Origin of the sequence: Variovorax sp. V35, assembly GCF_041154465.1 — a bacterium.
Lineage (GTDB): Bacteria > Pseudomonadota > Gammaproteobacteria > Burkholderiales > Burkholderiaceae_C > Variovorax > Variovorax boronicumulans.
On the sequence record NZ_AP028666.1, the window covers coordinates 2,069,072 to 2,094,546 of the forward strand.

Here is a 25,475-nt window from a genome sequence, read left to right on the forward strand (position 1 = left end):
CAAGGCGCAAAGCGCAGCCATAGCTTGGGCTATGGCGAGCATTTGCAACGCAGAGGGGGTGTGTCTGGGCGGGATGAGCGGGCATGGCGGGTTCGTTCACACCTTCTCTGGCCAGGGCTTCTGGGCGTCGCGAATCTGTTCGAAGGCGCGGCTGAACTGCAGCACGCCCAGGTCGTCGAAGCGGCGGCCGGCCACCTGCAGGCCGATGGGCAGGCCTTCGGCCGAGTAGCCGCAGTTGACCGACGCCGCAGGCTGCTCCGACATGTTGTAGGGCACCGTGAAGCCGATGTGTTCCAGCGGCCGCATCGGGTCGTTGGTGGGCGAGGCATGGTCCGCGGGCGCGGGCATGTTGGGCGACACCGGCGAGATCACGAAGTCGTAGGCCTTGGTGGCGGCGACCGTGGCCGCGCGCGTGGCGACGAACTGGCTGTAGCCGTCGAAGACGTGCGCACCCGAGAAGCCGGCCGCGCTCTCGGCCCATTCGCGGATGTACGGCAGGATCTTCGCGCGCTGCTCGGCGCTCATGGCCTGCATGTCCAGGCACGAGCGCATGCGCCAGAAGTGGTCCATGCCCTGCAGCATCTGCGGCGTCATGAAGGCCGGGATTTCCTCGACGTGCGCGCCGGCCGCCTCGATGCGCTTTGCGGCATCGCGCACGGCCTGTGCGATCTGCGTATCGAGCGGCAGGCCGCAGCCCGCGTCCATGTGCAGCGCCACGCGCTTGCCCTTGAGGAACGACGGATCGACCTCGAATGCGTTCCAGTCGATCACGGGCGGAGGCAGTTCCGAGTAGTCGCGGTCGTCGGGCTGCGCGACCGAGGCCATCATCAGCGCCGCATCGGCCACGGTGCGCGTCATCGGGCCGGCGCAGCGGCCCATGTAGGGCGAGCTCAGCGGAATGCGGCCGAAGCTGGGCTTGAGCGTGAAGATGCCGCACCAGCTCGCCGGCAGGCGCAGCGAGCCGCCGATGTCGGTGCCCACGTGCAGCGGGCCGTAGCCGGCAGCGGCGGCGGCGCCGGCGCCCGCGCTGGAACCGCCCGGCGTGCGCGAGGTGTCCCACGGGTTGCGCGAGAGGTCGTGAAAGCTCGACAGGCCCGACGACAGCATGCCCAGGTCGGGCATCGTGGTCTTGGCGACCATCACCGTGCCGTCGGCCTTCAGGCGCGCGGCGGGCGGCGAGTCGTACGTCACCGGCACGAGCTCGTAGGCGGCGGTGCCCAGCGGCATCGGGTCGCCCTCGGTCGCGAGGTTTTCCTTGATGGTCACGGGCACGCCGTCGAGCGCGCCGCGTGGGGTGCCGGCGCGCCAGCGGGCTTCGGAGGCGCGCGCCTGTTCGAGCGCGGCTTCGGGGCGGAACAGCCAGGTGGCGCGCAGCTGCGGCTCGCAGGCCGCGATGCGTTCGTTGACCGCGCGCGTCACCTCGACCGGCGAGAGTTCCTTGCTCGCGTAGGCCGCGTGCAGTTCCTGCACGCCCAGGGCGTAAAGAGGTTTCGTCATGGCCGCATCAACCCCACGAGATCGCAGCCAGGTCGTTCGCCACGATCGGCATGTTCGGCCACAGGCCCTTCACTTCCTTGCGCGCGACCGTGGGGAACACGGCCTGGAACAGGAAGCCGTTGACGGCATCGTTGGCGAGCATCTTCTGCGCCTCGCCGAGCAGCGCGTTGCGCTTCTTCTCGTCGGGCTCGCTCTGCACCGAGGCGTAGAGGTCGCGGAACTTCTTCGAGTCGTAGCCCCAGTAGTAGTCGGGCTCGGTGTACTTCACGAGGTCGAAGGGTTCGACGTGGGCGACGATGCTCAGGTCGAAATCGTGCCCGCCGCCGAAGGTGCCGCTGAGCCACTGGGCCCACTCGACGTTCTGGATCTTCACGTTGATGCCGATGGCCGCGAGCTGGGCCGCGATCACCTCGCCGCCCTGGCGCGCGTACGAAGGCGGCGGCAGCGTCATGCGCAGCTCCAGCGGCGTCTTCACGCCCGCGTCGGCCAGCAGCTTCTTCGCCTTGGCGATGTCGAAGGGGTTGATGCCGGTGGTGTCGACATAGCCCGGCGCGCCGATCGGGTAGTGGCTGCCGATGGCCTTGCCGAAACCGTCGGCCGCGCCCTGGATCACCACGTTGCGGTCCACCGCGGCCAGGATGGCGCGGCGCACGCGCACGTCGTCCAGCGGCTTGCGCTTGTTGTTGATGGCCAGGATCACCTTGCTGCGCGTGCCCACTTCGAGCACACGGAAGCGCGGGTTGGCGCGGAACTGGCCCACGCTGCGCGTGCCGGCGCGCGGGAAGATGTCGATGTCGCCGGCCATCAGCGCCGCGGTCTGCGCCGCCGAGTCGGACATGAACTTGAAGACGAACTTGTTGACCTTGGCCAGCGCCGGGTTGCGGTACGTCGGCGACTTCACCAGCGAACAGGCCGAGCCGCGCTGCCAGCTGTCGAGCTTGTAGGGACCGGTGCCCACGGGCTTGGTTGCGTTGGTGTCGGCGCTCTTGGGCTCGACGATGCAGGCGGTGGCCTGGCCGAGCATGAAGAGCAGGTCGGGGTTGGGCTGCGCGGTGGTGATGACCACCGTGTCGGCGTCGGGCGTCTTCAGGCTGATCTCGCTGAAGAAGCGCTTGTCCTTGTTGGTGCTCTTCTCGCCGGCCGCGCGCTCGAAGCTGAACTTGACGGCGGCGGCGTCGAAGGCCTCGCCGTTCTCGAACTTCACGCCCTTGCGCAGCTTGAAGGTGTGGGTCTTCAGGTCGGGCGACACGGTCCAGCTCTCGGCCAGCAGCGGCGTCACGCTGCCGTCGGCGTTGATCTTGGTCAGCGTCTCGAAGATGTTGTAGTGCGCGATCTCGGCGATGGCCGAGGCGGCGGCGGTGGTCGGGTCCAGGCCCGGCGGTTCCAGCGGCATGCCGATGGTCAGCATGTTCTTGCCGGTCTGGGCCTGCGCGAACAGCGGAAAGGCGCCGGGGATCGCGGCGGCGATGGCGGTGCCCATGAGGGTGCGTCGCTTCAACATTCGGGGGTTCTCCTGGAAGAAAAAAGAGGCTGCCGGTTCGACCCGTTCGGGCCTACCGCGACGGCGTGTGCAGCACGGCCGACAGCAAGGTGCGTGTGTATGGGTGTTGCGCGTGGGCAAAAAGTTCGGCGGGCTGGCCGCGTTCCACGATCTGGCCCTTGAACACCACGCACACTTCGTCGCACAGGTGGTTGACCACCGCGAGGTCGTGGCTGATGAGCAGGTAGCTGATGCCGAACTGCTGCTGCAGGTCCTGCATGAGGTTGAGCACCTGGGCCTGCACCGAGACATCGAGCGCGCTCACGGGCTCGTCGGCCACGATGAGCTTGGGGCGCGTGATGAGCGCGCGTGCAATCGCGATGCGCTGGCGCTGGCCGCCGGAGAACTCGTGCGGGTACTTGTCGAGGTCGGTGGTGCGCAGGCCGACGGCCGCGAGCGCTTCGGCGGCGCGCTCGCGTTGCTCGGCGCGGCGCGTTTCGGCCAGGGCTTCGAGCGGCTCGGCGACGATGCGTGCGACGGTCTGGCGCGGGTCGAGCGAACCGTACGGGTCTTGAAAGACCATCTGGAAGGCGCGCCGCGCGGTGCGCAGCTCGGCCTTCGAGAGCGCGTGCAGGTTGCGGCCTTCGAGGGCGACGCTGCCCGAGGTGGGCGTGTCCAGCGCCATCACGAGGCGCGCGATGGTCGACTTGCCTGAACCCGACTCACCGACGATGCCCACGCTCTTGCCGGCCTGCACCTCGAAGCTCACGCCGTTGAGGGCCTTCACGGTGGGCGGCGGGCCGAAGAGTTTTTCGCGCGGCAATGCGTAGTGCCGCACGAGGTCGGTCACCTGCAGCAGCGGGGTCGAAGAGGAAGACGTCGAAGTCATCGGGGTGCTCATGCGGCGGCCAGCGTGGCGTGCGCGGCGACGGCGTCGAGGTGCAGGCAGCTCACCGCATGGCCGTTGGGTTGGCGCGCCACCGGCGGTTTCGTGGTGTGGCAGGCGTCGGTCGTGAAGTCGCAGCGGCCCGCGAAGCCGCAGCCGCGCGGAATGTCGACCAGCTCGGGCACGCTGCCGCGGATGGTGGGCAGCCGGCCCGCGCGCACGGCGCCGAGCGCGGGGCGTGCGGCGAACAGGCCGCGCGTGTAGGGGTGGGCGCGGTCGGCAAAGACCGTCTCGGTCGGGCCGCTTTCCACGGCGCTGCCGCCGTACATCACGAGCATGCGCTGCACGCTGCTGGCGATCACGCCGAGGTCGTGCGAGATGAGGATCAGCGCCATGCCCATCTCCTTGACCAGGCCCTGGATCAGGTCGAGCACCTGCTTCTGGATCGTCACGTCGAGCGCGGTGGTGGGCTCGTCGGCGATCAGCAGGTCGGGCCCGCAGGCCAGCGCCATCGCGATGCCGATGCGCTGGCGTTGCCCGCCCGAGAACTGGTGCGGGTAGGCGTCGAGGCGCGAGGCGGCATCGGGAATGCCGACGCGGTCGAGCAGGTCGAGCGCTTCCTTGCGCGCCTGCGCCTTGGTGAGGCCGCGGTGCAGCATCAGCGGCTCGCCGACCTGGCGCGCGATGGTGTGCACGGGGTTCAGGGCCGTCATCGGCTCCTGGAAGATCATGCCGATGCGGTTGCCGCGCAGCTGGCACAGCTGCTTTTCGGGCAGGCCGACGAGTTCCTGGCCGTCGAGCTTGATGCTGCCCGTGACCTTGGCGGTGGAGGGCAGCAGGCCCATGAGGGACATCACGGTGATCGACTTGCCGCAGCCCGATTCGCCGACGATGCCCAGCGTTTCGCCGCGCTCCAGCGAGAAGGAAATGCCGCGCACGGCTTCGGCCGGGCCGCGTTGCGTCTGCAGGCCGATGTGGAGGTCGTTGACTTCGAGGAGGGGCATGGCGGTCTACCTTGCGCGCGCCAGGCGCGGATCGAGCAGGTCGCGCAGGCCGTCGCCCAGCAGGTTGAGGCCGAGCACCGCGAAGGCGATGGCCATGCCGGGGAAGACGGCCAGCAGGGGTTGCTGGAACATGAGGGTCTGGGCTTCGCTGAGCATGCGGCCCCATGAAGGCTGTGGCGGTTGCGTGCCGAGGCCGAGGTACGACAGCGCAGCTTCGGCCAGGATCGCGATGGCGAAGCGGATGGTGATCTGCACGATGAGCACGGCCGAGATGTTCGGCAGCACGTGCTGCATCGTGATCGCGAAGCTGCCCTTGCCGCAGGCGCGTGCGGCGGCGACGTACTCGCGTGACCAGATCGCGTTGGCCGAAGCGCGCGTGATGCGCGCGAAGGTCGGGATGTTGTAGATGCCGATCGCGATGATGGCGTTGACGATGCCGGCGCCGAACACGGCGGTCATCATGATGGCCGAGAGGATGGCGGGGAAGGCGAGTGTGAAGTCCGACAGGCGCATCACCGCTTCTTCGACCCAGCCGCGTCTTGCTGCAGCGAGCAGGCCCAGCGCGGTGCCGACGACGAGGCCGATGCCCACGGCGATCACGCCCACGAGGATGGAGGCGCGTGCACCCACCAGCAGCAGCGAGGCCACGTCGCGCCCGAAGGCATCGGTGCCGAGCCAGTGCGTGGCCGAGGGGCCCTGCATCTTGTTCGCCATGTCCATCGCGTAGGGCGACCAGGGCGTCCAGACGAAGGAGATCAGAGCCGCCAGCAACAGCAGCAGCGCGAACACGCCGCCGATGACGAAGCTGCGGTGCTTGACCGCGCGGCGCCAGAAGCCGGGTGCGAGGGGCGCAGCGGATGCGGGCACGGAAGGGGAGAGGATGGCGCTCATATGTCGCTCGCCTTGATGCGCGGGTCGATGACGGCATACAGCACATCGACCACGAAGTTCACGATGACGACCATGGCCGCGAGCAGCATCACGCAGTTGCGCACCACGATCAGGTCGCGGTTGCTGATGGCCTGGAAGATCAGGCGGCCCAGGCCGGGCAGGTAGAACACGTTCTCCACCACGATGGTGCCGGCCAGCAGCTCGGAGAACTGCATGCCCATGACGGTGATGACGGGGATCATCGCGTTGCGCAGCACGTGGGTCCACAGCACCATGCGCTGCGACACGCCCTTGGCGCGCGCGGTGCGAACGAAGTCTTCGCGCATCACCTCGAGCACCGCCGAGCGCGTGATGCGAGCGAGGATCGCGGCCTGCACCACCGCGAGCGATAGCGCGGGCAGCAGCAGGGACTTGAGCCCCGCGAAGATGCCTTCACCCCAGCCCTCGAAGCCGCCCGCGGAGAACCACTGCAGTTGCACCGAGAACACGAGGATCAGCAGGATCGCGAACCAGAAGTTGGGAATGGCGATGCCGACCTGGGCCATGCCCATGAGGCCGACGTCGCCGAGCTTGTTGTGGCGCGCCGCGGCCGTCACGCCCACGAGCAGGGCGATGACGACGGTCAGGGCCATGGCCATCACGGCCAGCGGCACGGTGAGCGCCAGGCGCTCCAGGATCAGGTCGATGACGGGCGAGCTGTAGGCATAGCTGTCACCGAGGTTGCCGGTGAGCATGCCGCCGATCCAGTGCCAGTAGCGGGTCCACGCGGGCTGATCGAGGCCGAGCTTGGTGGCCAGGGCGGCGACGGCGTCGGGCGAGGCGTCGGGGCCCATGAGCATCTGCGCGGCATTGCCGGGGAGAATTTCGAGCACCAGGAACACGATGACGGACGCGCCGATCAGCGTGCCGATGAGCGTCAAGGTGCGCTTGAGCAGGAACAGGCCCATGGTTCAGTGGCTCCGTTGTTTGTCGCTGTTCAGGGCGTGTGCCCAGGCCACCGGGTACTTCCCTCCGCGAATGTCCCCCGGCCTGCGGCCTCCTCCTTGATTTCGCTGCGGGAAGCACCCAGTGCCCTGAGCACGGGGGCACGCTGCGGGTGTGCGCAGCGCGTTTCGCTTCCTGCGAAAAAGAGGGTCGGGAGGTGTCATGCCGAAGCGATGCACTCGGCAATCGCGCGGCCCACGTCCACCGTGGTGGCGGTGCCGCCCATGTCGCGCGTGCGCGGGCCTTCGCTGAGCACGGTCTCGATCGCCGAGAGCACGGCCGCCGAGGCCTGTGCGTACACGGGGTCGTTGTCGCCCAGGTGGTCGAGCATGAGCGCGGCCGACCAGATCTGGCCGATGGGGTTGGCGATGCCCTTGCCTGCGATGTCAGGGGCCGAGCCGTGCACGGGTTCGAACAGCGAGGGGAACTTGCGCTCCGGGTTCAGGTTGGCGCTGGGCGCGATGCCGATGGTGCCGGTGCAGGCCGGGCCCAGGTCGGAGAGGATGTCGCCGAACAGGTTGGAGGCCACGACCACGTCGAACCAGTCGGGGTGCTGCACGAAGTGCGCGCACAGGATGTCGATGTGGTACTTGCTGGTGGCCACGTCGGGGTAGCGCGTGGCGATCTCGGCCAGGCGCTCGTCCCAGTAGGGCATGGTGATCGAGATGCCGTTCGACTTGGTGGCGGCCACCAGGTTCTTGCGCTTGCGGCGGTTGGCGAGCTGGAAGGCGTAGTCGATGATGCGGTCGACACCCACGCGGGTGAACACGGCTTCCTGGATCGCCATCTCGCGCGGCGTGCCTTCGAACAGGCGACCGCCGACCGAGGTGTATTCACCTTCGGTGTTCTCGCGCACGACGAGAAAGTCGATGTCGCCGGGCTTGCGGTGCGCCAGCGGGCCCGGCACGCCAGGCATCAGACGCACGGGGCGCAGGTTGACGTACTGGTCGAAGTCGCGGCGGATCTTGATGAGCAGGCCCCACACGGCGATGTGGTCGGGCACCTTGGCGGGATCGCCCACGGCGCCGAAGTAGATGGCGTCGTGGCCCTGGATCTTGTCGGCCCAGTCGGCCGGCATCATCAGGCCGGTGCGCACGTAGTGGTCGGAACCCCAGTCGAAATGGTCGTACGCGAAATCGATGCCGAAGCGCCGACTGACCGCGTCGAGCACGCGAAGGCCCTCGGGCATGACTTCGACGCCGATGCCGTCTCCGGGAATGACGGCAATCCTGTGCTTTTGCTTCTGCTGCATTGACTCAACCTGTTCCTGAACCGTTTCGATAAGAGCGCCGACGCTTGTGACACCGGGCCGTCAAAAAATTCTAGGAGCGGGTGGGGCGCGCGCGATGGGGGTTGGCACCCACCAGGCATTGACAAAAAGCGAAGGCCAAAACGCCAGAACACGGCGGAAGATAAGCAATTGATGGTCATCGAACTGACTTGAGCTTCGAAAAATTAGAAGGCACCGGGGGCGGAAAACCCGCACCCGGGCACCCGCCCAAAGGGCCTGCGTACCATCGTGCCCATGCGAACACTTCCACTCCCCACCGGCGGCGAGATGCCGGTTCTCGGTCTCGGCACCTGGCGCATGGGCGAGGACGCCACCCGTCGCGCGGCCGAGGTGGCCGCGGTGCGCGAGGCCATCGGCCTGGGCTACCGCCTGATCGACACGGCCGAGATGTACGGCGAGGGCGGCGCCGAGACCGTGGTCGGCCAGGCCGTGGCCGAGGCGCTGCGCGCGGGCGATGTGCAGCGCGAAGACCTCTTCATCGTCAGCAAGGTCTACCCGCACAACGCCAGCCGCCGCGGCACGGGCCAGGCCTGCGAGCGCAGCCTGGCGCGGCTGGGGCTGGAGCGCATCGACCTGTACCTGCTGCACTGGCGCGGCAACCACCCGCTGGCGCACACGGTCGAGGCGATGCACGAACTGGTGGCGGCCGGCCGCATCGGTCATTGGGGCGTGAGCAACTTCGACACCGACGACATGCAGGAGCTGGCGCAGGTCATCGGCCAGGGCCCGGCCTGCGCGGCCAACCAGGTGTACCTGTCGCTCGGCGAGCGCGGCCCCGAGTTCGACCTGCTGCCCTGGCAGCGCGAACGTGGCATGCCGCTGATGGCCTACAGCCCGATCGACCAGGGCGCGCTGGCGGGCGACGAGGCACTGGGCCGGCTGGCGGCCGAGCTCGGCGTGAGCGCCGCGCAACTGGCGCTGGCCGCGGTCATCGCGCGCCCGGGCGTGGCGGCGATTCCGAAGGCGGTGCGCAGCGCGCACCTGAAAGAAAACAGGGCCGCCGCCGAGCTGCAGCTCGATGCGACGACCCTGGCGGCGCTGGACCGGATCTATCCGGTGCCGAAGCGCAAGACGCCGTTGGCGATGATCTAGTCAGCGCACGGTTCGGCTCAGTGCGCGTCGGCGTGCTTGGCCGCCGCGATCACCGCCTCTTCGTCGTGCTTTGCACCGTTGAGGAACAGGTTCAGCAGCACGGCCGTGATCGACGCCAGCAGGATGCCCGACTCGATCAGCGAGTGGATCGAGTGCGGCATCCACTGCTTGAAGTTGGGGGCGATGAGCGGAATCATGCCGACGCCGATCGACACGGCGACGATCATGGCGTTGTGGCGGTTGGTCTTGAAGTCCACGCCCGACAGGATGCGGATGCCGGTGGCGGCCACCATGCCGAACATCACGAGGCCCGCGCCGCCGAGCACCACGGTGGGCAGCGACTCGACCAGCGCGGCCATCTTCGGCAGCAAGCCCAGCACGATCAGGATCACGCCGCCGGCCACGCAGACATAGCGGCTCTTGATGCCGGTGACGGCCACCAGGCCCACGTTCTGCGAGAAGCTGGTGTACGGGAAGGTGTTGAAGATGCCGCCGATGAGCGTGCCCAGGCCGTCGGTGCGCAGGCCCTTGGCCAGGTCCTGCTGGCTGATCTTGCGGTCCGTCATTTCGCCCAGCGCGAGGAACATGCCGGTCGATTCGATCATCACGACGATCATGATGAGCGTCATCGTGAGGATCAGGATCGGGTCGAACAGCGGCATGCCGAAGTGGAAGGGCAGCACGACGTCGACCCAGGCGGCCTTGCCGACTTTTTCGTAGGTCATGAGGCCGGTGAGCGAGGCCACCACCGCGCCGATCACGATGCCCAGCAGCACCGAGATGTTGGCGATGAAGCCCTTGGCGTACTTCACGATCAGGAGGATCGACACCAGCACCAGCGCGGCCACGCCGAAGCCCGACAGGTCGGCGTACTTGGGGTTGGGCACGGTGGGCATGATCGCGAAGCCCTTGGGCACCGCGGGGATCGAGCTGCCCGGCGAGGTGACCTCGGCCAGCCACTTGGCGTACACCGGGTCGACCAGCGCGGGCGCCGTCGGGCCCACGGGGTTGCCGAAGATCCAGTTGATGCCCACGCGCATCAGGCTGATGCCGATGACCGCGATGATCGTGCCCGTCACCACCGGCGGGAAGAACCGCAGCATGCGGCTCACCAGCGGCGCGATCAGTATCGATATGACCCCCGCGCCGATGATGGCGCCGAACAGCAGCTGCGCCCCGTTCTGCCCGGGGTTGGCGTTGGCGATGGCGACCATGGGCGCCACCGAGGCGAAGGTCACGCCCATCATCACGGGCAGCTTGATGCCGAACCACTGCGTGGCACCCAGCGCCTGGATCAGCGTGGCGATGCCGCAGCAGAACAGGTCGGCCGAGATCAGCAGCGCGACCTCGTCGGGCGAGAGTTTGAGCGCGCGGCCCACGATGAGCGGCACCGCGACGGCGCCCGCATACATCACGAGCACGTGCTGCAGGCCGAGGGCCGCGAGCTTGCCCGAAGGCAGGCGCTGGTCCACGGGATGGACATTGCTGGAAAGGGAATCTGCCGTCATCGTTGTCTCCTGGCGCGGCGAGGGGAACGGAGCAGTGATGCGCGTCGCAGAGCCGTCGCGCACACCAGTTGTGTACGCGAAACTGTATACAATTTATGCGGCAATCCGGATTCAGGTAAACCCGAATCCGGCGAAGAAGCGCTGTGGGAGGCGCGCGCCAAGGCATCCGGCCTTCTGGCCGGCTCTCAGGTATTGGGAGTGGGGCGCGCGTCAGCGACGCGGGCTCAGGCCAGCAGCGCCTTGACCAGGTCGAGCTGGCGATCAGGCTTCTCGGTGCCCAGTTCGAGGCTGGCCTCGATGCGTTCGAGGTGCTCGATCATGCAGGTCACGGCCGCTTCCACGTCGCCCTTGCGGCACAGGCGCAGGAAGTCGGAATGCTCGTCGGACGAGCAGTGCGGGTCGTTCGAGGAGTGGTAGAGCATCGCGATCAGCGAGCTGCGCGCCACGAGTTCGCGCACCATCTCGGCCAGCGTGTGGTTGCCGGTGGCTTCGGCCAGCGCCACATGGAAGTCGCCCAGCAATTTCTCGCGCACCGTGCCCATGGTGGTGCTCTGGCGCAGCGCGGTGCGTTCGAACTTGATGTGCTGCTCGAGCGTCTGGTAGTCGCGTGGTCGGGCGTTGGCGATGAACAGGCGCACCACCTCGCGCTCGAGGATGCGGCGCACCGCGAACACCTCGCGCGCCTCGTCCACCGTGGGCTGGCAGACGAAGGCGCCCTTGTCGGGAATCATCTCGATGAGCTTGTCCTTCGACAGCATCAGCAGCGCCGCGCGCACCTTGGTGCGGCTCACCGAGTAGACGCGGCCCAGCGCCTCTTCGCGCAGCCAGGTGCCGGGCGGCAGGCGCTTCTCGACGATCGCGGTGGCGATGTCGTTGGCGATGCTCTCGATGGAACTGTTCTTGTCGGCCGGCGCCGTGCCGTTCTCGGCCGGTGCGGCAACGGGGGCGGCGGAAGGGACGGAGGTTTTGGAACTGGCGCGGGGCATCCGTCGATTGTGGCTCAGCGCGTGAGCGTGAAGGCCTCGAGCGCGCCGATCATGGGCTTGGGCAAGGGCCTTGCCAGCTCGCCGCGCTTGCTGGTGCGCAGCTTCAGCGCTACCAGCGATTCGATGAGCTTGGTGCCCGCGGCCACGCCGTCGATCACCGGCACGCCGAGCACCTGCTCGATGTGCGCGCACAGGTCGGTCATGCCGGCGCAGCCGAGCACGATGCAGTCGGCGCCGTCTTCTTCCAGCGCGCGCCGGCATTCGTCGACGATGCGCTCGCGGGCGTTGGAGCCCGGCTCTTCCAGCTCGAGCACCGGCAGCTCGCAGGCGCGCACGTTGGCGCAGAAGCGCTCCATGCCGTAGATCTCGGCCAGGTGCCAGGCCTGGCCCATGGTGCGTCCCAGCGTGGTCACCACGCTGAAGCGGCTGCCGATCATGCTGGCCAGGTGCATCGCCGCTTCGGCGATCCCGACCACCGGGCCGCGCGCCAGCTCGCGCGCCGCCTTCAGGCCCGGGTCGCCGAAGCAGGCGATCACGTAGCCGTCGATGCCGTCGCGCTCGCCCGCCGCGATCTCCTGCAGCAACCCCGGCACGGCCAGCGCTTCGTCGTAGTGGCTCTCGATGGAGACCGGCCCCATGGCCGGGCTCACGGCCACGATCTCGGTGCCGGCGTGCGCCACCGCGCGGGCGCAGGCACCGATCTTCTCGGTCATGCTCCAGGTGGTGTTGGGGTTGATGATCTTGATGCGCACGGCGCGGTCCCTTTCTTTCTCTCTACAGTTTCAAGTCTTGTTGTTGCGGTTCAGCAGCACGTACAGGATGAAGCCCAGGCCCATGCCGATGAACCACGCATAGTTGGCGGCGCCGCGCAGCGTCGGCACCATCACGCACAGGATGGGCACGAGGGCCGACGGCACCAGCGCCTGGATCGCCTTCGGGTTGTAGCCGCCGCTGTACCAGTACTTGCCCTGCTTGCTCATGGTGTAGAGCGAGTCGACGTCGATGCGCTGCTTGCGCACGATGTAGTAATCGGCAATCAGAATGCCGAACAGCGGGCCGATGAACGAGCCCAGCACGTCCAGCGTGTAGTGAATGACCTCGGGGCTGTTGTAAAGGTTCCAGGGCGTGAGAAACACCGAGCCCACCGCGGCGATCATGCCGCCCGTGCGCCAGCTGATGTGCTGCGGCGCCACGTTCGAGAAGTCGAAGGCCGGCGACACGAAGTTGGCCACGATGTTGATGCCGATGGTCGCGATCATGAAGGTCAGCGCGCCCAGCACCACGGCCGTGGTGCTGTCGATCTTGCCCACGGTGTGCACCGGGTCGGTGATCAGTTCACCAAAAACGGGCAGCGTGGCCGCCGTGGTGATCACGGTGAGCAGCGAGAAGAACACGAAGTTGACCGGCAGGCCCCAGAAGTTGCCCTTCTTCACCGCGTCGAAGCTCTTGCCGTAGCGCGAGAAGTCGCCGAAGTTGAGCATCGGCCCGCTGAAGTAGCTCACCACCAGCGCGATGGCCGAGAGCATCACCGGCAGCGCGTCCCAGCCCTGGAACTTGATGCCGCCCAGGTTCAGGTCGATGTTGCTCCAGCCGGCCTTCCACACCAGCCAGCCGCACAGCACGGCCATCACCACGTACACCGCCGGGCCGGCCCAGTCGATGAACTTGCGGATCGCTTCCATGCCGTGCCAGAACACGAAGGCCTGCAGCACCCACATGACCATGAACGCCACCCAGCCCAGGGCCGAGAGGCCGACGAAGCCGTACTGCGCCACGTCGGCATACGGCACCAGGCCCGGCGCCATGTGCAGCGCCAGCACCATGAAGGCCGCCGAGGCGAGGTAGGTCTGCACGCCGTACCAGGCCACCGCGATCAGCCCGCGGATGATGGCCGGGATGTTGGCGCCCAGCACCCCGAAAGAGGCGCGGCACACCACGGGGTAGGGCACGCCCGTCACCTGGCTGGGCTTGGCCACCAGGTTGCAGAAGATCTGCACGATCACGATGCCCACCAGCAGCGCCACCAGCACCTGCCAGCTCGACAGGCCCAGTGCGAACAGGCTGCCGGCCGTGATGTAGCCGCCCACGCTGTGCACGTCGGACATCCAGAACGCAAAGATGTTGTATTGCCCCCAGGTCTGCTTCTTCAGCGGGGCGAGGTCCTCGTTGGTCAGGCGCGGGTCGTAGCCCGGCTTGATGAGGGCATTCGATTCCGCGTGCGGCGCGATGCCGGCTTCGCTGGCCCCCGCGGGGGCATGGCTGGCGACTGTGCTCATGGTCTTTCCTCGTACTTGGTTGGGATGAGGGACTTTTTGACGCAAATTTCGCGCCGTCTTTATGGGTTCGTTATTTGTATACAAAAATTGAACTCAATCAAGACCATGCGGGGAATCATATATCCGTAGATTCCCTGATGCGAGGCGGGCCCGGGCAAAGAAAAAGCGCCATGCCCAGCGAGGGACATGGCGCCTTGGAGGGGCCGGGGCGGGGTGGGGCTTACTGCGCCGCCACCTTCACGAACACCGGATTCGAGTAGAACCATAGGTCGTTGTAGTTGCGCGCATTGATCGCGTTGAAGCGCGTGACCGGGTCGTCGCCGGCTGGCGTGGGCGTGCGTGCATCGAACAGCGGCTCGCCGCCCGCGGTTTCGTTCGGCACGTCGGTGCCCAGGTTGGTGCCGCGCAGGCGGAAGTACTGGTTGTTGCCGGCCTTCACGGTGTAGCTCACCGCGAAGTAGCCTTCGGTGTCGAGCGTCCAGTCGGCGCGGGTGAAGCGCTTGACCACGCGGGTCGTCGGGTTGGTGTCGCGCGCGTAGCCGGGCGTGCCCGGGAGTTCGCGGCCGGTCACGTCGCCGGCGATGAGGTCGATGTGGTCGACCACCGGCTTCACGTTGGCATACACGCCGCTGCCGAGCTGGTACTCGAAGTTGTTGCGCTCGGGGCTCTTGAAGCGGATGGTGATCTTCAGGTCTTCGCCGGGCCTGGCGCTCACTTCGGCGCCCATCTCGCCGGCACCCTTGGCGCTTTGCACCTTGAAGTCGAGCGCGTCGATCAGGCTGCCGTTGACCGCGAAGAGCTTGCCCGAGCGCATCGCGGTGAGCAGCGACTTCGGGTCCTTGATGTCGCCCCAGAGGTGGTTCCTGGCGTACTCGCCGGGCGCGTAGCCGCTGCTGTACAGGCCCTTGGAGGTCGTGAAGTGGTAGTCGGAATCGGCCACGTTCCAGATGCGGCGTCCTTCGGACAGCAGGGCGTCCCAGGTGCCGCCGAGCCTGGCGACGAGGTAGTCGACGCCGCCGTAGGTGCGCGAGGGCAGGTTGGCCGGCGTGTAGGCGCTCTCGTAGCCGCCGCGGTCGGGCTCCATCTGGTTGCCGACCATGCCCTCGAGAGAGAACACGATGTCGGGCGCGGCGTCGTTCATCTCGCGCAGCTGGGTGGCGGTGTATTTGCCGGGGCTGCGCGAGGGGTGGTTGATCTGCAGGTAGCTGGAGTCGGGGTAGTTCTTCTTCAGCCAGGCGATGGCCTTGAGCACGTCTTCGTGCGTGGTGAAGGCGCGTGCGTCCTTGGCGCTCCACGCGGCCACGTCGGCGGCCGGGAACAGCGCGGGGTCGCGGTTGGTGAACAGGTATTCGAACTGGCTCACGGCCTTGAGCGCCGCGTCGGACATCGGGCTGTCGGTCAGGATGCCGACGTTGCCGTGGTCGTGCGTGGCCATGTCCCACTCGAAGGACGCGAAGATCGTCTTGTCGGTGTACTTGCCGCCGGCCTGCAGCGCCTTGATGCGCGGCACCTGATAGAGGGCCATGCCTCGCGAGAACGGAATCGCCGGGTCCAGCTTGCGGCCGTCGTTGTCATAGGAAGACATGCGCAGGTGGTCCGACAGCGCGACCCAGTCGAGGCCGAAGGTGTCGAAGGCCTTGGCGAGCACCTGGTCGAGCGTGGAAATCTGCTGCGTGTCCTCCGACTGGATGGTGTGGACGTGCAGGTCGCCCACGGTCCAGCGGCCGGCGGGCTCGGCCGGTGGCGGCGGCGTGGCGGGCGAGGGCGCCGGTGCAGGGGCCGGCGGTGCGATGGGCAGGCCGGCGAACGGCGCACCGCCGCCGGAGCCGCCGCCGCACGCGGTCAGCAGGGCCGCGCCGAGCGCGAGGGAAGAGAAAAGCGTGGTGCGAAAGCGGGGTGCGGGAGACAGGGTTTTCATGGCGACACAAGCAGCAACGGCCAGCGCATGGCTGGCCGTCGCATCGGGATTTCAACGAGGCGGATGGCGTGAAAGCGCATCCGCCGGAGAACCCCGGAGTCTGAAATCCTGTCGTGACGCTTCGATGAAACCGAGATGAAAGTTCACGCCCGAAGGCATGCGCTTTCAGTCGCAGTTCAGGGCGTTCAGGCCAGCAGGTCGCTGAGCGTGCGCGCCACCACCTTGGTCGCGCGGCGCAGGTCTTCGAGCACCACGCGCTCGTCGCTGCGCTTGGCGTGCGACTCGAGCACGGTGCGCGGGCCGGCGCCGTAGATCACGCCGGGAATGCCGGCCTCGACGTACAGGCGCACATCGGTGTACAGCGGCGTGCCCATGGCCTTGATGGGTTCGCCGAACAGCTCGCCGCCGTGCTTCTGGATCGCGTCGACCAGCGGCTTGTTGCCGGCCAGCGGCTTCATCGAGTTGGCGAGCAGCATGCGCTTGATCTCGACCGTGATGCCCGCGCTTTCGGCGGCGGCATCGGCGATCACCTGGCGGATGTTGGCTTCGACTTCGACCGGGTTCTCTTCGGGGATCATGCGGCGGTCGAGCTTGAACACGACCTTGCCAGGCACGACGTTGGTGTTGGTGCCGCCCTCGATGCGGCCCACGTTCAGGTACGGGTGCGTGATGCCCTCGACCTTCGACGTGACCTTCTGGTAGAGCGTGTTCTGTGCATACAGCGCGTTCAGGATCTTGGTGGCGCCCTGCAGCGCGTCGATGCCGGTGGTGGGCACGGCGGCGTGGGCCATCTTGCCGTGCACGGTCACTTCCATCTGCAGGCAGCCGTTGTGCGCGGTGACCACTTCGTAGCTGAAGCCGGCCGCGATCATGAGGTCGGGCTTGGTCAGGCCCTTCTCGAGCAGCCAGCCCGGGCCGAGGATGCCGCCGAACTCTTCGTCGTAGGTGAAGTGCAGCTCGATGCTGCCCTGGGTGGGCTTGGCCACGGCCTCGAGCGCGCGCAGCGCGAAGGTGAAGCTGGCGAAGTCGCTCTTGCTGACGGCGGCGGCGCGGCCGTACAGGCTGCCATCGACGATCTCGCCGCCGTACGGGTCGTGCGTCCAGCCTTCGCCGGGCGGCACCACGTCACCGTGGGCGTTGAGCGCGACGGTTCGGCCACCGCTGCCGTAGGTGCGGCGCACGATCAGGTTGGTGATCGACTCGAGGCCGTAGTCCTTCACCTCTTGCGCGGGCACGGCGTGCTTCTCGGCGTCGAGGCCGAAGTCTTTCAGCAGCTCGGCGGTGCGCTCGGCGTGCGGCGCGTTGTTGCCGGGCGGCGTGTCGGTGGGCACCTGCACCAGTTGCTGCAGGAATTGCACTTCCTCGTCGAAGTGGGCGTCGATCCAGGCGTCGAGTTTGGCGTAGTCGGTCATGGTGGTTGTTCTTGTGGGGTCGGTCAGTGGGCTTGTTCGGCGGCGAGGTTGTCCAGCAGCAACTGAAAGGCCTGCACGGCCAATTGAATGTCGTCGTTGGTGCTCGACTCGAGCGGGTTGTGGCTGATGCCCGAGTTGATGCCGCGCACGAAGAGCATGGCCTGCGGCATCACCTCGTGCAGCTTCATCGCGTCGTGGCCGGCGCCGCTGGGCATGCGGAAAAGCGGAATGCCCAGCGCGTCGACGGCCTGTTCCCAGCGCTGCTGCCAGGCGGGTTCGCTCGGCGCGGCGGCGGCGCGCATGGTTTCCTCGAGCTCGTAGCGCACGCCGCGGCGTTCGCAGATGTCCTTCAGTGCGGCGACCACGTCGTTGGCCAGTGCGTCGCGTTGCGCGTTGTTGGGCGCGCGCAGGTCGAGGCTGAACTTGCAGCGGCCGGGCACGACGTTGATGGAGCCACTCGGCACTTCGAGCATGCCCACGGTGCCGACCGAGTCGCCGTCTTTGGCGGCGCGCTGCTCGGTGTAGAGGATGAGTTCGGCCACGGCTGCGGCGGCGTCGCGGCGGCGGTCCATGGGCGTGGTGCCGGCGTGGCTGGCCATGCCGATGACTTCGCCCACGTAGCGCACGCTGCCGTTGATGGAGGTGACGATGCCCAGCGGCAGGTCGAGCTCGGTGAGCACGGGGCCCTGCTCGATGTGCACCTCGACGAAGCCGAGGTAGCGCGCGGGGTCGCGCTGGATCTTCGGAATGTCTTCTTCCTTCAGGCCGGCGTGCTGCATGGCCTCGCGCATGGTGATGCCGTCGGCATCCTTCTGGTCGAGCCAGCGCGGGTCGAAGTGGCCGATGAGCGCGCCCGAGCCGAGGAAGGTGGCCTTGTAGCGCTGGCCTTCTTCTTCGGCGAAGCCGACGACTTCGAAGGCGAAGGGCAGGCGGCGGTTCTGGCGCTTGAGTTCGCGCACGCAGGCCATGGGCACGAAGATGCCCAGGCGGCCGTCGTACTTGCCGCCGTTGCGCACGGTGTCGTAGTGCGAGCCGGTGAGCAGGGTCTTGGCATCAGGCTTGGCGCCTTCATAGCGGCCGACCACGTTGCCGACCGCATCGATGTGCACGGAGTCGAAGCCGCAGTCGCGCATCCAGCCCGAGATGTTCGCGGCGCAGGCGCGGTGCGCGTCGGTCAGGTACGTAACGGTGAGCTGGCCCTTCTCGGCATAGCCGGGGTCGGTGTGCACCGACAGCTGTTCCTGCCAGTCCCACACGTCGTTGCCGAGCGTGATGTCGGCGCCGAATTTGTCGTTCAGGCGGATCTCGGCGATGCGGTGGATGTTGCGCAGCGCCTCGCCGAGCTCGAAGCTCGGGTGGTTGTGCAGCCGGCGCGCGAAGGTCTCGATGATCTCGCGCTTGGCCAGGCCCGTGCCGCGCGGGCCGCGCACCGCCAGGATGAAGGGGAAGCCGAACTTCGCGTTGTAGTCGGCGTTGAGCTTCTGGATCTGCGCGAACTCTTCGGGCGTGCAGTCGGTCAGGCCGGCCTTGTTCTGCTCGTTGGTCGACTCGGCGGTGAGCGTCTTGCTGACCATGGCCTTGCCGGCGAGCTCGGGGTGGGCGCGGATCAGGCCGATCTGCTCGTCGGCCGACGACGCGGCCAACGCCTGCACCAGCGCGTGCTTGAGGTGCGCGAGCGAGCGGAAGGGGCGCTGCACCAGCGCGCGCTGCGCGATCCAGGGCGAGTGTTCGTACACGCCGTCGAGCATGGCGACGGCAGCGGCCGGCCCGGCGGCGTTGAGTTGGGCAAGGGTGAGGAGGGGGGTGCTCATGATGCGGCTCCGGCTTCGAAGGGGTGTGCCTGCTTCCAGTGGCGTGCGATGTCGACGCGGCGGCAGACCCAGACCTTGTCGTGCGTGGCGATGTGATCGAGGAAGCGCTGCAGCGCCGTGATGCGGCCGGGGCGGCCGAGCAGGCGGCAGTGCATGCCGATGCTCATCATCTTGGGGCTGTCGTCGCCGTTGGGGTCGCCTTCGGCGTACAGCGCGTCGAAGGTGTCCTTCATGTACTGGAAGAACGGGTCGGCGTGCGAGTAGCCCTGCGGCAGCGCAAAGCGCATGTCGTTCACGTCGAGCGTGTAGGGCACGATGAGCTGCGGCACCACGTTGCCGTCGGTCTTTTGCACCTTCATCCAGAAGGGCAGGTCGTCGCCGTAGTAGTCGCTGTCGTATTCGAAGCCGCCGTAGTCGGCCACGAGGCGGCGCGTGCGCGGGCTGTCGCGGCCGGTGTACCAGCCGAGCGCGCGCTCACCGGTGAGCTTTTCGATCGCTTCCATGCCCAGGCGCATGTGCTCGCGCTCGGTGGCTTCATCGAGGTTCTGGTAGTGGATCCAGCGCCAGCCGTGGCAGGCGATCTCGTGGCCCAGTTCCTTGAAGGCGGCCGTGAGCTCGGGGTAGCGCTGCAGCGCCATGCCCACGCCGAAGACGGTGAGCGGCAGGCCGCGCTTTTCGAACTCGCGCAGGATGCGCCACACGCCGGCGCGCGAGCCGTACTCGTAGATGCCTTCCATGCTGATGTGCCGGTCGGGGAAGCTCGCCGGGTTGAACATCTCGGAAAGGAACTGCTCCGAGCCCGCGTCGCCGTGCAGCGTGGCGTTCTCGCCGCCTTCTTCGTAGTTGAGGACGAACTGCACCGCCACGCGCGCGCCGCCGGGCCAGCGGGCGTGGGGCGGGTTGCGGCCGTAGCCGATCAGGTCGCGCGGGTAGGGCAGGGTGGTGTCGTAGACGGTCATATCAAGAACGATCGTGGCAGTGGTCGTTGCCCATTCGCGAAACACCGTGGAACCGGCTTTGCCGGGCCACTGGTGTTGCCCCCTTGAGGGGGGAGGCGGCTACACGAAGTGAGCAAGCAACGGGGGTGGTCATGAGAGCGCGAGGGAGATGTCGTTGGTCGGGACCTTGCGGTCGAAGGTGAGGTTGGCCTCGACGTGTTCCAGGTGCTCGGTCATGAGGCGCACGGCGAGTTCCTCGTCGCGCGCGGCCAGCGCCTTCACGATGTCGGCGTGCTCGTCGTTGGAGTGCTCGGCGGCGCTGGTGCTCTGGTACATGAGCGTGATGAGGGCGCAGCGCGAGATCAGCTCGCCCAATATTTGCGCCAGCACCTGGTTGCCCATGAGCTCGGCCATGCGCACGTGGAAGTCGCCCAAGAGCTCGGTGCGGCCCGACACGTCTTCGCCGCCGACGGCCGATTTCTCGAGCGCCACGTGCTCCTTGAGCGCCTTGATCTTGGCGGGCGTGACGCTGCGCACGAAGGCGCGCGTCATTTCGGCCTCGAGCATGCGGCGCACCGCGAACACCTGCTTGGCCTCGTCGACGGCGGGCGCGGCCACGAAGGCGCCGCGCGCCGGCTCGAGCCGGATCAGCTTGTTCTGCGAGAGCTGGAACAGCGCCTGGCGCACCAAGGTGCGCGACACGCCGAAGTGATCGGCCAGCTTCTGCTCGGCGAGCTTGGTGCCGGGCTGAAGGCGGTGCTCGACGATGGCCTTCGTGAGGGCATCGACGATCGAACGGGTGGTGGAGGACTCCATGTTTTTCATGATAGACCCAAAGCCGGTAACTGTATACACTTTTGTCCACCGGAATTTCCCGCACCCCGATCTCACCGATCCGACACCCTTTGAAGGAGGCCCCATGGGCTTGAGCACTCACGTACTGGACACGATGCACGGCGGCCCCGCGGCCGGCATGGAGGTGGCGCTGTACACCACCGACGGCGACGCCGCGACGCTGGTGAAGCGCTTCACGTTGAATTCGGACGGCCGCAGCGACGGTCCGCTGTACGACAACAACTCGCTGAAGGTCGGCACCTACCGCCTCGTGTTCGACGTGGCGGGTTACTTCAAGGCCCGCGGCGTGACGCTGCCGGAGCCGAACTTCCTGAACAAGGTGGCGCTGGACTTCGGCGTGGCGCACACCGACCAGCACTACCACGTGCCCTTGCTCGTGAGCCCGTGGAGCTACTCCACCTATCGGGGCTCCTGAGGTCAGTCCCCTTGTTGCTGTCCCTCTGTCAGGGTGTCGAGCTGGAAGCGCCCGCTCTTGTCCCACAGCCAGGTGTCGGTCCACGTGACCGCGCCCAGGCGCTGGGCGGGCGGGAAGGGCGCGGCCTGCAGCACGGCGCGCTCGATCTCGGCGATCACTTCGGGCGCGTGCTTGGGCGCGCGCAGCCAGTGCATCGAGACCACCTTGCCGCCGGCGTCCAGGTTCACCTGCAGGGTGCCGACCGCGTACAGCAGCGGCGGCATCTGGCCCTTGTAGATGCGCGAGGGGTTGGCGTTGTAGATGTGGCGTGCGGCGTCGCGGCGGTACTCGCGCGCGGTGGCTGCGCTCGAGGCGCGCGGCGCGGGGCCGCTGCCCTGTGCGTTGCTGGCGCCGCTCAGCTGGCCGGGCACCGAGCCCGTCGAGCCGCAGCCGGCGAGCCACAGGGCGGAAAGAACAGTGGCGGCCCAGGCGAGGCGGCGCGGCGTAAGCTGGCGGTTCGTCATCATCGCCGGGGTTATACCGTGAGTTGTTGCCGCCTCGGCAACCGAAGGTTTCGGGCATGAACGGTGCGGTCGATCAATTGCTGGCGCGTCTTCGCCATGAAGACGCCGTGCTGGTGCGCGTCGAATCGACGCAGGGCTCGGCCCCGCGCGAGGCCGGCACCTGGATGGCCGTCTGGGCCGACGGGCTCACGGCCACCATCGGCGGCGGGCAACTGGAGTTCCAGGCCACGCAGGAAGCGCGCGAGATCCTGGCCGGCACCCGCAGCCTCGACGGCGTGCAGCGCTACCCGCTGGGCCCGAGCCTGGGCCAGTGCTGCGGCGGCGTGATGTTCCTGACCTACCGTCGCATCGGCGCGGCCGACGCGCCCGCGCTGCAGAAAGAACTGGTCGCGCAGCTCGAACCCGTGGCCCTGTTCGGCGGCGGCCATGTGGGCGCCGCGCTGGCGCGCCTGCTGGCCGTGCTGCCGTTCTCGGTGCGCTGGATCGACAGCCGCGACGGCGTGTTCCCCGACGCACTGCCCGCGCAGATCGACACGGAGCACTCCGAGCCCGTGCAGGACGCCGTGGCCGCGCTCGCGCCCGGCAGCCGCGTGCTGATCATGAGCTTCAGCCACGCCGAAGACCTGGACATCGTCATCGCCTGCCTGAAGCGCCTGCGCACGCGCAACGACCTGCCCTACATCGGCCTCATCGGCAGCAAGACCAAGTGGGCCACCTTCCGCCACCGGCTGGAGGCGCGCGGCTTCACGGCCGACGAGCTGGCGCGCGTCACCTGCCCGATCGGCGTGCCCGGCATCACGGGCAAGGAACCCGAGGTGATCGCGGTCGCCGTGGCGGCACAGTTGTTGCAATCGCTGGGCTGAACAGGGTTTTCCCTTGGCGACGACGCCGCAAATAGCATCCCGCCTCGTGCCAAAACTGTATACACTTTCGGTCCACAACAAGCCGCAGCGGAGCGAGGTCCATTTCAACGGACCTGCGTTCGCGGCACTTTCTCTGCTTACAGCGCCCGCGGTGGTGAGCAGGCTGAAACCCCTCCTTGGCGTCCCCACGCGCCAACAGGGTTGAGAGAGAGCACATGGAAAGCTACTACCTCGACTGGGCCAACCTGCTGCTGCGCTGGGTCCACGTCATCACCGCCATCGCCTGGATCGGCGCCTCCTTCTACTTCGTGATGCTGGACAACAGCCTCGAGAAGCCGCAGGACCAGGAGTCGCTCGACAAGGGCGTGGGCGGCGAGCAATGGGCCGTGCACGGCGGCGGCTTCTACAACAGCCAGAAGTACGCGCTGGCGCCCAAGAAGCTGCCCGACCACCTGCACTGGTCGTACTGGGAGAGCTATTCGACCTGGCTCACGGGCTTTGCGCTTTTCACGATGTCGTACCTGTGGAACGCAAGCACGTACCTCATCGACAAGAGCAAGATGGACTGGCAGCCCGGCGCCGCCATTGCGGTGGCGCTGGCCTTCTTCGTCGTGTTCTGGATGGTCTACGACGGCATCTGCCAGATCTTCGGGCGCCGCAAGAATGGCGACACCATCGTCGGCGTGCTGATCGCGATCTTCATCGTCTTCGCGACCTGGCTGGCCTGCCAGTGGTTCGCGGGCCGCGCGGCCTTCCTGCTGGTGGGCGCCATGATGGCCACCACCATGAGCGGCAACGTGTTCTTCTGGATCATCCCGGGCCAGCGCAAGAACGTGAAGGCGCTGCGCGAAGGCCGCCCGGTCGACCCCGTGCACGGCCAGCGCGGCAAGCAGCGCAGCGTGCACAACACCTACTTCACGCTGCCGGTGCTGTTCGCGATGCTGAGCAACCACTACAGCTTCACCTACACGCACAAGTACAACTGGATCGTGCTGCTGCTGATCATGCTCGGCGGCGCGGCCATCCGGCAGTTCTTCGTGGTGCGCCACCGCTTCAAGCTGGGCAACGCGGGCAACCCGCTGCCCTACGCCATGGTCGGCATCGCGGTGCTGGGCCTGACCATCGTGTGGATGAAGCCCGAGCCGGCCGCACCCGTGGCGGCCACCGCCGCCCAGGCCGTGCCCGCCGTGGCCTACCAGGACGTGCAGAAGGTGCTGGAGCAGCGCTGCTTCATGTGCCACGGCGCGGCCGTGCAGATGAAGAACGTGCGCGTCGACACGCCCGACCAGGTGACGGCGCACGCCCAGGCGATCTACCAGCAGGTCGTGGTGACCAAGATCATGCCGATGAACAACGCGACCAACATCACCGACGAAGAGCGGGCGCTGATCAGCCGCTGGTTCCAGGCCGGCGCCAAGACGAACTAGAAGACCGTGGCCTGCGAGGGCGGGCCACCGGTCGTCGCACAATCGCCGAATGGAGACAACACGCAAGCCATGACCGCATCGACCTCGCCCTCAGCAACTGCCGTTCCCGATCCGCGCGAAGCCCCGCGCGCCTTCCTCGAACACCTGTACCGCGTGGCGGTGGACCGCGCACTGCCGCTGTCCACGCTGGGCGCCCATCTGCCGAAACCGCCCAAGGGCCGTACCGTGGTGCTCGGCGCCGGCAAGGCCGGCGGTTCGATGGTGCAGGCGCTCGAGGCGCTGTGGCCGGCCGACGCCCCGCTGTCGGGCCTGGTCGTCACGCGCTATGACCACATTCCGCCGCGCCCCGAAGGCGTGCCGCAGCGCATCGAGCTCGTCGAGGCCGCGCACCCCGTGCCCGACGCGGCCGGCCAGCAGGCGGCCGAGCGCATCCTGGCGCTCACGCAGGGCCTCACGGCCGACGACCTCGTGCTGTGCCTCATCTCCGGCGGCGGCTCGTCGCTGCTGGTGCTGCCGGCCGAAGGCCTCACGTTGGCCGACAAGCAGCGCATCAACAAGCAACTGCTCGACAGCGGCGCCCACATCGGCGAGATGAACTGCGTGCGCAAGCACCTGTCGCGCATCAAGGGCGGCCGGCTCGCGGCGGCCTGCGCGCCGGCGCGCGTGGTCACGCTCACCATCAGCGACGTGCCGGGCGACGACCCGGCCGTGATCGCCAGCGGCCCCACCGTGCCCGACGCCACCACCTGCGCCGACGCGCTGGCCATCCTTGACCGCTACGGCATCGAGGTGCCGGCGCCCGTGCGCGCGCAGCTCGACAGCGGCGCGCTCGAAACCCCCAAGCCCGACGACGCCGTGTTCGCCGGCCACAGTACCCACCTCATCGCCACGCCGCAGCAGTCGCTCGAAGCTGCCGCCGCGGCCGCGCGCGCCGCCGGCATCGGCGTGCACGTGCTGAGCGACGAAATGGAAGGCGAATCGCGCGAAGTGGGCAAGGTGCATGCGGCGCTCGCCCGCGCCGTGGCCCTGCGCGGCGAACCCTTCGCCCGACCCTGCGTCATCCTGTCGGGCGGCGAAACCACGGTCACCATCCGCCCGCGCCAGCCCGGCCAGGCCAAGGGCCGCGGCGGGCGGGCCGGCGAGTTCTGCCTGGGCCTGGCCGGCGCGCTCATGGGCCAGCCGCAGGTGTGGGCACTGGCGGCCGACACCGACGGCATCGACGGCGTGGAAGACAACGCCGGCGCCTTCGTCACGCCCGACACCCTGGCGCGCGCCACGGCGCAGGGCAAGAAGCTGTCCGACCACCTCGACCGCAACGACGCCTACGGCTATTTCGATGCCATCGGCGACCTGTTCGTGACCGGTCCGACGAACACCAACGTCAACGACTTCCGCGCGATCCTCGTGCTGTAGGCGCGCCCCGGCCCCTGGCGGGGGC

At 67.8% G+C, this 25,475-nt stretch carries 22 protein-coding genes; 5 read left to right on the forward strand and 17 right to left on the reverse strand.

Going from position 1 to position 25,475, the window contains the following annotated elements:
• Positions 1-96 precede the first annotated feature (96 nt).
• The 7 genes from ACAM42_RS09560 to ACAM42_RS09590 form a co-directional block, all read right to left on the reverse strand.
• Positions 97-1,497, reverse strand: a complete 1,401-nt coding sequence (locus ACAM42_RS09560; protein ID WP_369631851.1) for an amidase — start codon at positions 1,495-1,497, stop codon at positions 97-99.
• A 7-nt stretch (positions 1,498-1,504) separates the two neighbouring features.
• Positions 1,505-2,998 carry an ABC transporter substrate-binding protein gene (locus ACAM42_RS09565; protein WP_062479362.1) on the reverse strand — a complete coding sequence of 498 codons (1,494 nt, stop codon included), beginning with the start codon at positions 2,996-2,998 and terminating at the stop codon, positions 1,505-1,507.
• A gap of 52 nt (positions 2,999-3,050) precedes the next feature.
• Complete coding sequence (locus ACAM42_RS09570; protein WP_369631852.1) at positions 3,051-3,866, reverse strand: ATP-binding cassette domain-containing protein; 816 nt, start codon at positions 3,864-3,866, stop codon at positions 3,051-3,053.
• 8 nt (positions 3,867-3,874) lie between these two features.
• Positions 3,875-4,867 (reverse strand): ABC transporter ATP-binding protein, encoded by a 993-nt coding sequence (locus ACAM42_RS09575; protein ID WP_369631853.1) that lies wholly within the window; start codon positions 4,865-4,867, stop codon positions 3,875-3,877.
• A 6-nt stretch (positions 4,868-4,873) separates the two neighbouring features.
• On the reverse strand, positions 4,874-5,758 hold the full coding sequence (locus ACAM42_RS09580; protein ID WP_159274476.1) for an ABC transporter permease: 885 nt from the start codon (positions 5,756-5,758) through the stop codon (positions 4,874-4,876).
• On the reverse strand, positions 5,755-6,705 hold the full coding sequence (locus tag ACAM42_RS09585) for an ABC transporter permease (RefSeq protein WP_095946736.1): 951 nt from the start codon (positions 6,703-6,705) through the stop codon (positions 5,755-5,757). Before ACAM42_RS09585 ends, ACAM42_RS09580 begins: the two co-directional genes overlap by 4 nt.
• A 197-nt stretch (positions 6,706-6,902) precedes the next feature.
• Positions 6,903-7,994, reverse strand: coding sequence for a tartrate dehydrogenase (locus ACAM42_RS09590; RefSeq protein WP_369631854.1), 1,092 nt, complete (start codon positions 7,992-7,994; stop codon positions 6,903-6,905).
• A gap of 273 nt (positions 7,995-8,267) precedes the next feature.
• On the opposite strand from ACAM42_RS09590, the gene ACAM42_RS09595 reads away from it, so the two are divergent.
• Positions 8,268-9,125, forward strand: coding sequence for an aldo/keto reductase (locus tag ACAM42_RS09595; protein WP_369631855.1), 858 nt, complete (start codon positions 8,268-8,270; stop codon positions 9,123-9,125).
• 17 nt (positions 9,126-9,142) lie between these two features.
• Here the strand turns inward: ACAM42_RS09595 and ACAM42_RS09600 are convergent, their stop codons facing one another.
• The 9 genes from ACAM42_RS09600 to ACAM42_RS09640 form a co-directional block, all read right to left on the reverse strand.
• Positions 9,143-10,633 (reverse strand): nucleobase:cation symporter-2 family protein, encoded by a 1,491-nt coding sequence (locus ACAM42_RS09600; protein WP_095946737.1) that lies wholly within the window; start codon positions 10,631-10,633, stop codon positions 9,143-9,145.
• Positions 10,634-10,857: 224 nt separating this feature from the next.
• Entirely contained in the window at positions 10,858-11,619 is a 762-nt protein-coding gene (locus tag ACAM42_RS09605; protein WP_062479384.1) for a GntR family transcriptional regulator, read from the reverse strand.
• A gap of 14 nt (positions 11,620-11,633) precedes the next feature.
• Positions 11,634-12,371, reverse strand: a complete 738-nt coding sequence (locus tag ACAM42_RS09610) for an aspartate/glutamate racemase family protein (protein WP_070061684.1) — start codon at positions 12,369-12,371, stop codon at positions 11,634-11,636.
• Positions 12,372-12,401: 30 nt separating this feature from the next.
• Positions 12,402-13,895, reverse strand: coding sequence for an NCS1 family nucleobase:cation symporter-1 (locus ACAM42_RS09615; protein WP_369631856.1), 1,494 nt, complete (start codon positions 13,893-13,895; stop codon positions 12,402-12,404).
• Between the two features lie 220 nt (positions 13,896-14,115).
• A complete protein-coding gene (locus ACAM42_RS09620; RefSeq protein ID WP_369631857.1) occupies positions 14,116-15,813 on the reverse strand; it encodes an S-layer protein in 1,698 nt (565 codons plus the stop codon).
• Between the two features lie 185 nt (positions 15,814-15,998).
• Positions 15,999-17,225: an ArgE/DapE family deacylase gene (locus tag ACAM42_RS09625; RefSeq protein WP_369631858.1), complete on the reverse strand. Its 1,227-nt coding sequence runs from the start codon at positions 17,223-17,225 to the stop codon at positions 15,999-16,001.
• A gap of 23 nt (positions 17,226-17,248) precedes the next feature.
• Positions 17,249-19,036, reverse strand: a complete 1,788-nt coding sequence (gene uraD, locus ACAM42_RS09630) for a 2-oxo-4-hydroxy-4-carboxy-5-ureidoimidazoline decarboxylase (RefSeq protein WP_369631859.1) — start codon at positions 19,034-19,036, stop codon at positions 17,249-17,251.
• Entirely contained in the window at positions 19,033-19,995 is a 963-nt protein-coding gene (puuE, locus tag ACAM42_RS09635) for an allantoinase PuuE (protein ID WP_369631860.1), read from the reverse strand. The genes uraD and puuE overlap by 4 nt, the downstream gene beginning before the upstream one ends.
• Before the next feature lie 129 nt (positions 19,996-20,124).
• Entirely contained in the window at positions 20,125-20,799 is a 675-nt protein-coding gene (locus ACAM42_RS09640) for a GntR family transcriptional regulator (RefSeq protein WP_056574067.1), read from the reverse strand.
• A 94-nt stretch (positions 20,800-20,893) separates the two neighbouring features.
• Here ACAM42_RS09640 and uraH point away from each other — a divergent pair, with 94 nt between their 5' ends.
• A complete protein-coding gene (uraH, locus tag ACAM42_RS09645; RefSeq protein WP_139702710.1) occupies positions 20,894-21,244 on the forward strand; it encodes a hydroxyisourate hydrolase in 351 nt (116 codons plus the stop codon).
• Positions 21,245-21,246: 2 nt separating this feature from the next.
• On the opposite strand, the gene ACAM42_RS09650 is transcribed toward uraH, so the two are convergent.
• Complete coding sequence (locus ACAM42_RS09650; protein WP_095946742.1) at positions 21,247-21,750, reverse strand: hypothetical protein; 504 nt, start codon at positions 21,748-21,750, stop codon at positions 21,247-21,249.
• A 53-nt stretch (positions 21,751-21,803) separates the two neighbouring features.
• Here ACAM42_RS09650 and xdhC point away from each other — a divergent pair, with 53 nt between their 5' ends.
• From xdhC to ACAM42_RS09665, 3 genes are all read left to right on the forward strand, one after another.
• Positions 21,804-22,610, forward strand: coding sequence for a xanthine dehydrogenase accessory protein XdhC (gene xdhC / locus ACAM42_RS09655; RefSeq protein ID WP_153285503.1), 807 nt, complete (start codon positions 21,804-21,806; stop codon positions 22,608-22,610).
• 215 nt (positions 22,611-22,825) lie between these two features.
• A complete protein-coding gene (locus ACAM42_RS09660; RefSeq protein ID WP_307637286.1) occupies positions 22,826-24,037 on the forward strand; it encodes a urate hydroxylase PuuD in 1,212 nt (403 codons plus the stop codon).
• A 69-nt stretch (positions 24,038-24,106) separates the two neighbouring features.
• Positions 24,107-25,450, forward strand: a complete 1,344-nt coding sequence (locus ACAM42_RS09665) for a glycerate kinase (protein WP_369631861.1) — start codon at positions 24,107-24,109, stop codon at positions 25,448-25,450.
• Positions 25,451-25,475 lie beyond the last annotated feature (25 nt).

Coding starts and splice junctions, on each gene's coding strand:
- puuE (WP_369631860.1), bottom strand. CDS start 19,995: ATGACCGTCTACGACACCACCCTGCCCTACCCGCGCGACCTGATCGGC.
- ACAM42_RS09570 (WP_369631852.1), bottom strand. CDS start 3,866: ATGACTTCGACGTCTTCCTCTTCGACCCCGCTGCTGCAGGTGACCGAC.
- ACAM42_RS09620 (WP_369631857.1), bottom strand. CDS start 15,813: ATGAAAACCCTGTCTCCCGCACCCCGCTTTCGCACCACGCTTTTCTCT.
- ACAM42_RS09625 (WP_369631858.1), bottom strand. CDS start 17,225: ATGACCGACTACGCCAAACTCGACGCCTGGATCGACGCCCACTTCGAC.
- ACAM42_RS09615 (WP_369631856.1), bottom strand. CDS start 13,895: ATGAGCACAGTCGCCAGCCATGCCCCCGCGGGGGCCAGCGAAGCCGGC.
- ACAM42_RS09560 (WP_369631851.1), bottom strand. CDS start 1,497: ATGACGAAACCTCTTTACGCCCTGGGCGTGCAGGAACTGCACGCGGCC.
- ACAM42_RS09565 (WP_062479362.1), bottom strand. CDS start 2,998: ATGTTGAAGCGACGCACCCTCATGGGCACCGCCATCGCCGCCGCGATC.
- ACAM42_RS09665 (WP_369631861.1), top strand. CDS start 24,107: ATGACCGCATCGACCTCGCCCTCAGCAACTGCCGTTCCCGATCCGCGC.
- ACAM42_RS09580 (WP_159274476.1), bottom strand. CDS start 5,758: ATGAGCGCCATCCTCTCCCCTTCCGTGCCCGCATCCGCTGCGCCCCTC.
- ACAM42_RS09600 (WP_095946737.1), bottom strand. CDS start 10,633: ATGACGGCAGATTCCCTTTCCAGCAATGTCCATCCCGTGGACCAGCGC.
- ACAM42_RS09640 (WP_056574067.1), bottom strand. CDS start 20,799: ATGAAAAACATGGAGTCCTCCACCACCCGTTCGATCGTCGATGCCCTC.
- ACAM42_RS09605 (WP_062479384.1), bottom strand. CDS start 11,619: ATGCCCCGCGCCAGTTCCAAAACCTCCGTCCCTTCCGCCGCCCCCGTT.
- ACAM42_RS09595 (WP_369631855.1), top strand. CDS start 8,268: ATGCGAACACTTCCACTCCCCACCGGCGGCGAGATGCCGGTTCTCGGT.
- xdhC (WP_153285503.1), top strand. CDS start 21,804: ATGAACGGTGCGGTCGATCAATTGCTGGCGCGTCTTCGCCATGAAGAC.
- uraD (WP_369631859.1), bottom strand. CDS start 19,036: ATGAGCACCCCCCTCCTCACCCTTGCCCAACTCAACGCCGCCGGGCCG.
- ACAM42_RS09650 (WP_095946742.1), bottom strand. CDS start 21,750: ATGATGACGAACCGCCAGCTTACGCCGCGCCGCCTCGCCTGGGCCGCC.
- ACAM42_RS09660 (WP_307637286.1), top strand. CDS start 22,826: ATGGAAAGCTACTACCTCGACTGGGCCAACCTGCTGCTGCGCTGGGTC.
- ACAM42_RS09590 (WP_369631854.1), bottom strand. CDS start 7,994: ATGCAGCAGAAGCAAAAGCACAGGATTGCCGTCATTCCCGGAGACGGC.
- uraH (WP_139702710.1), top strand. CDS start 20,894: ATGGGCTTGAGCACTCACGTACTGGACACGATGCACGGCGGCCCCGCG.
- ACAM42_RS09575 (WP_369631853.1), bottom strand. CDS start 4,867: ATGCCCCTCCTCGAAGTCAACGACCTCCACATCGGCCTGCAGACGCAA.
- ACAM42_RS09585 (WP_095946736.1), bottom strand. CDS start 6,705: ATGGGCCTGTTCCTGCTCAAGCGCACCTTGACGCTCATCGGCACGCTG.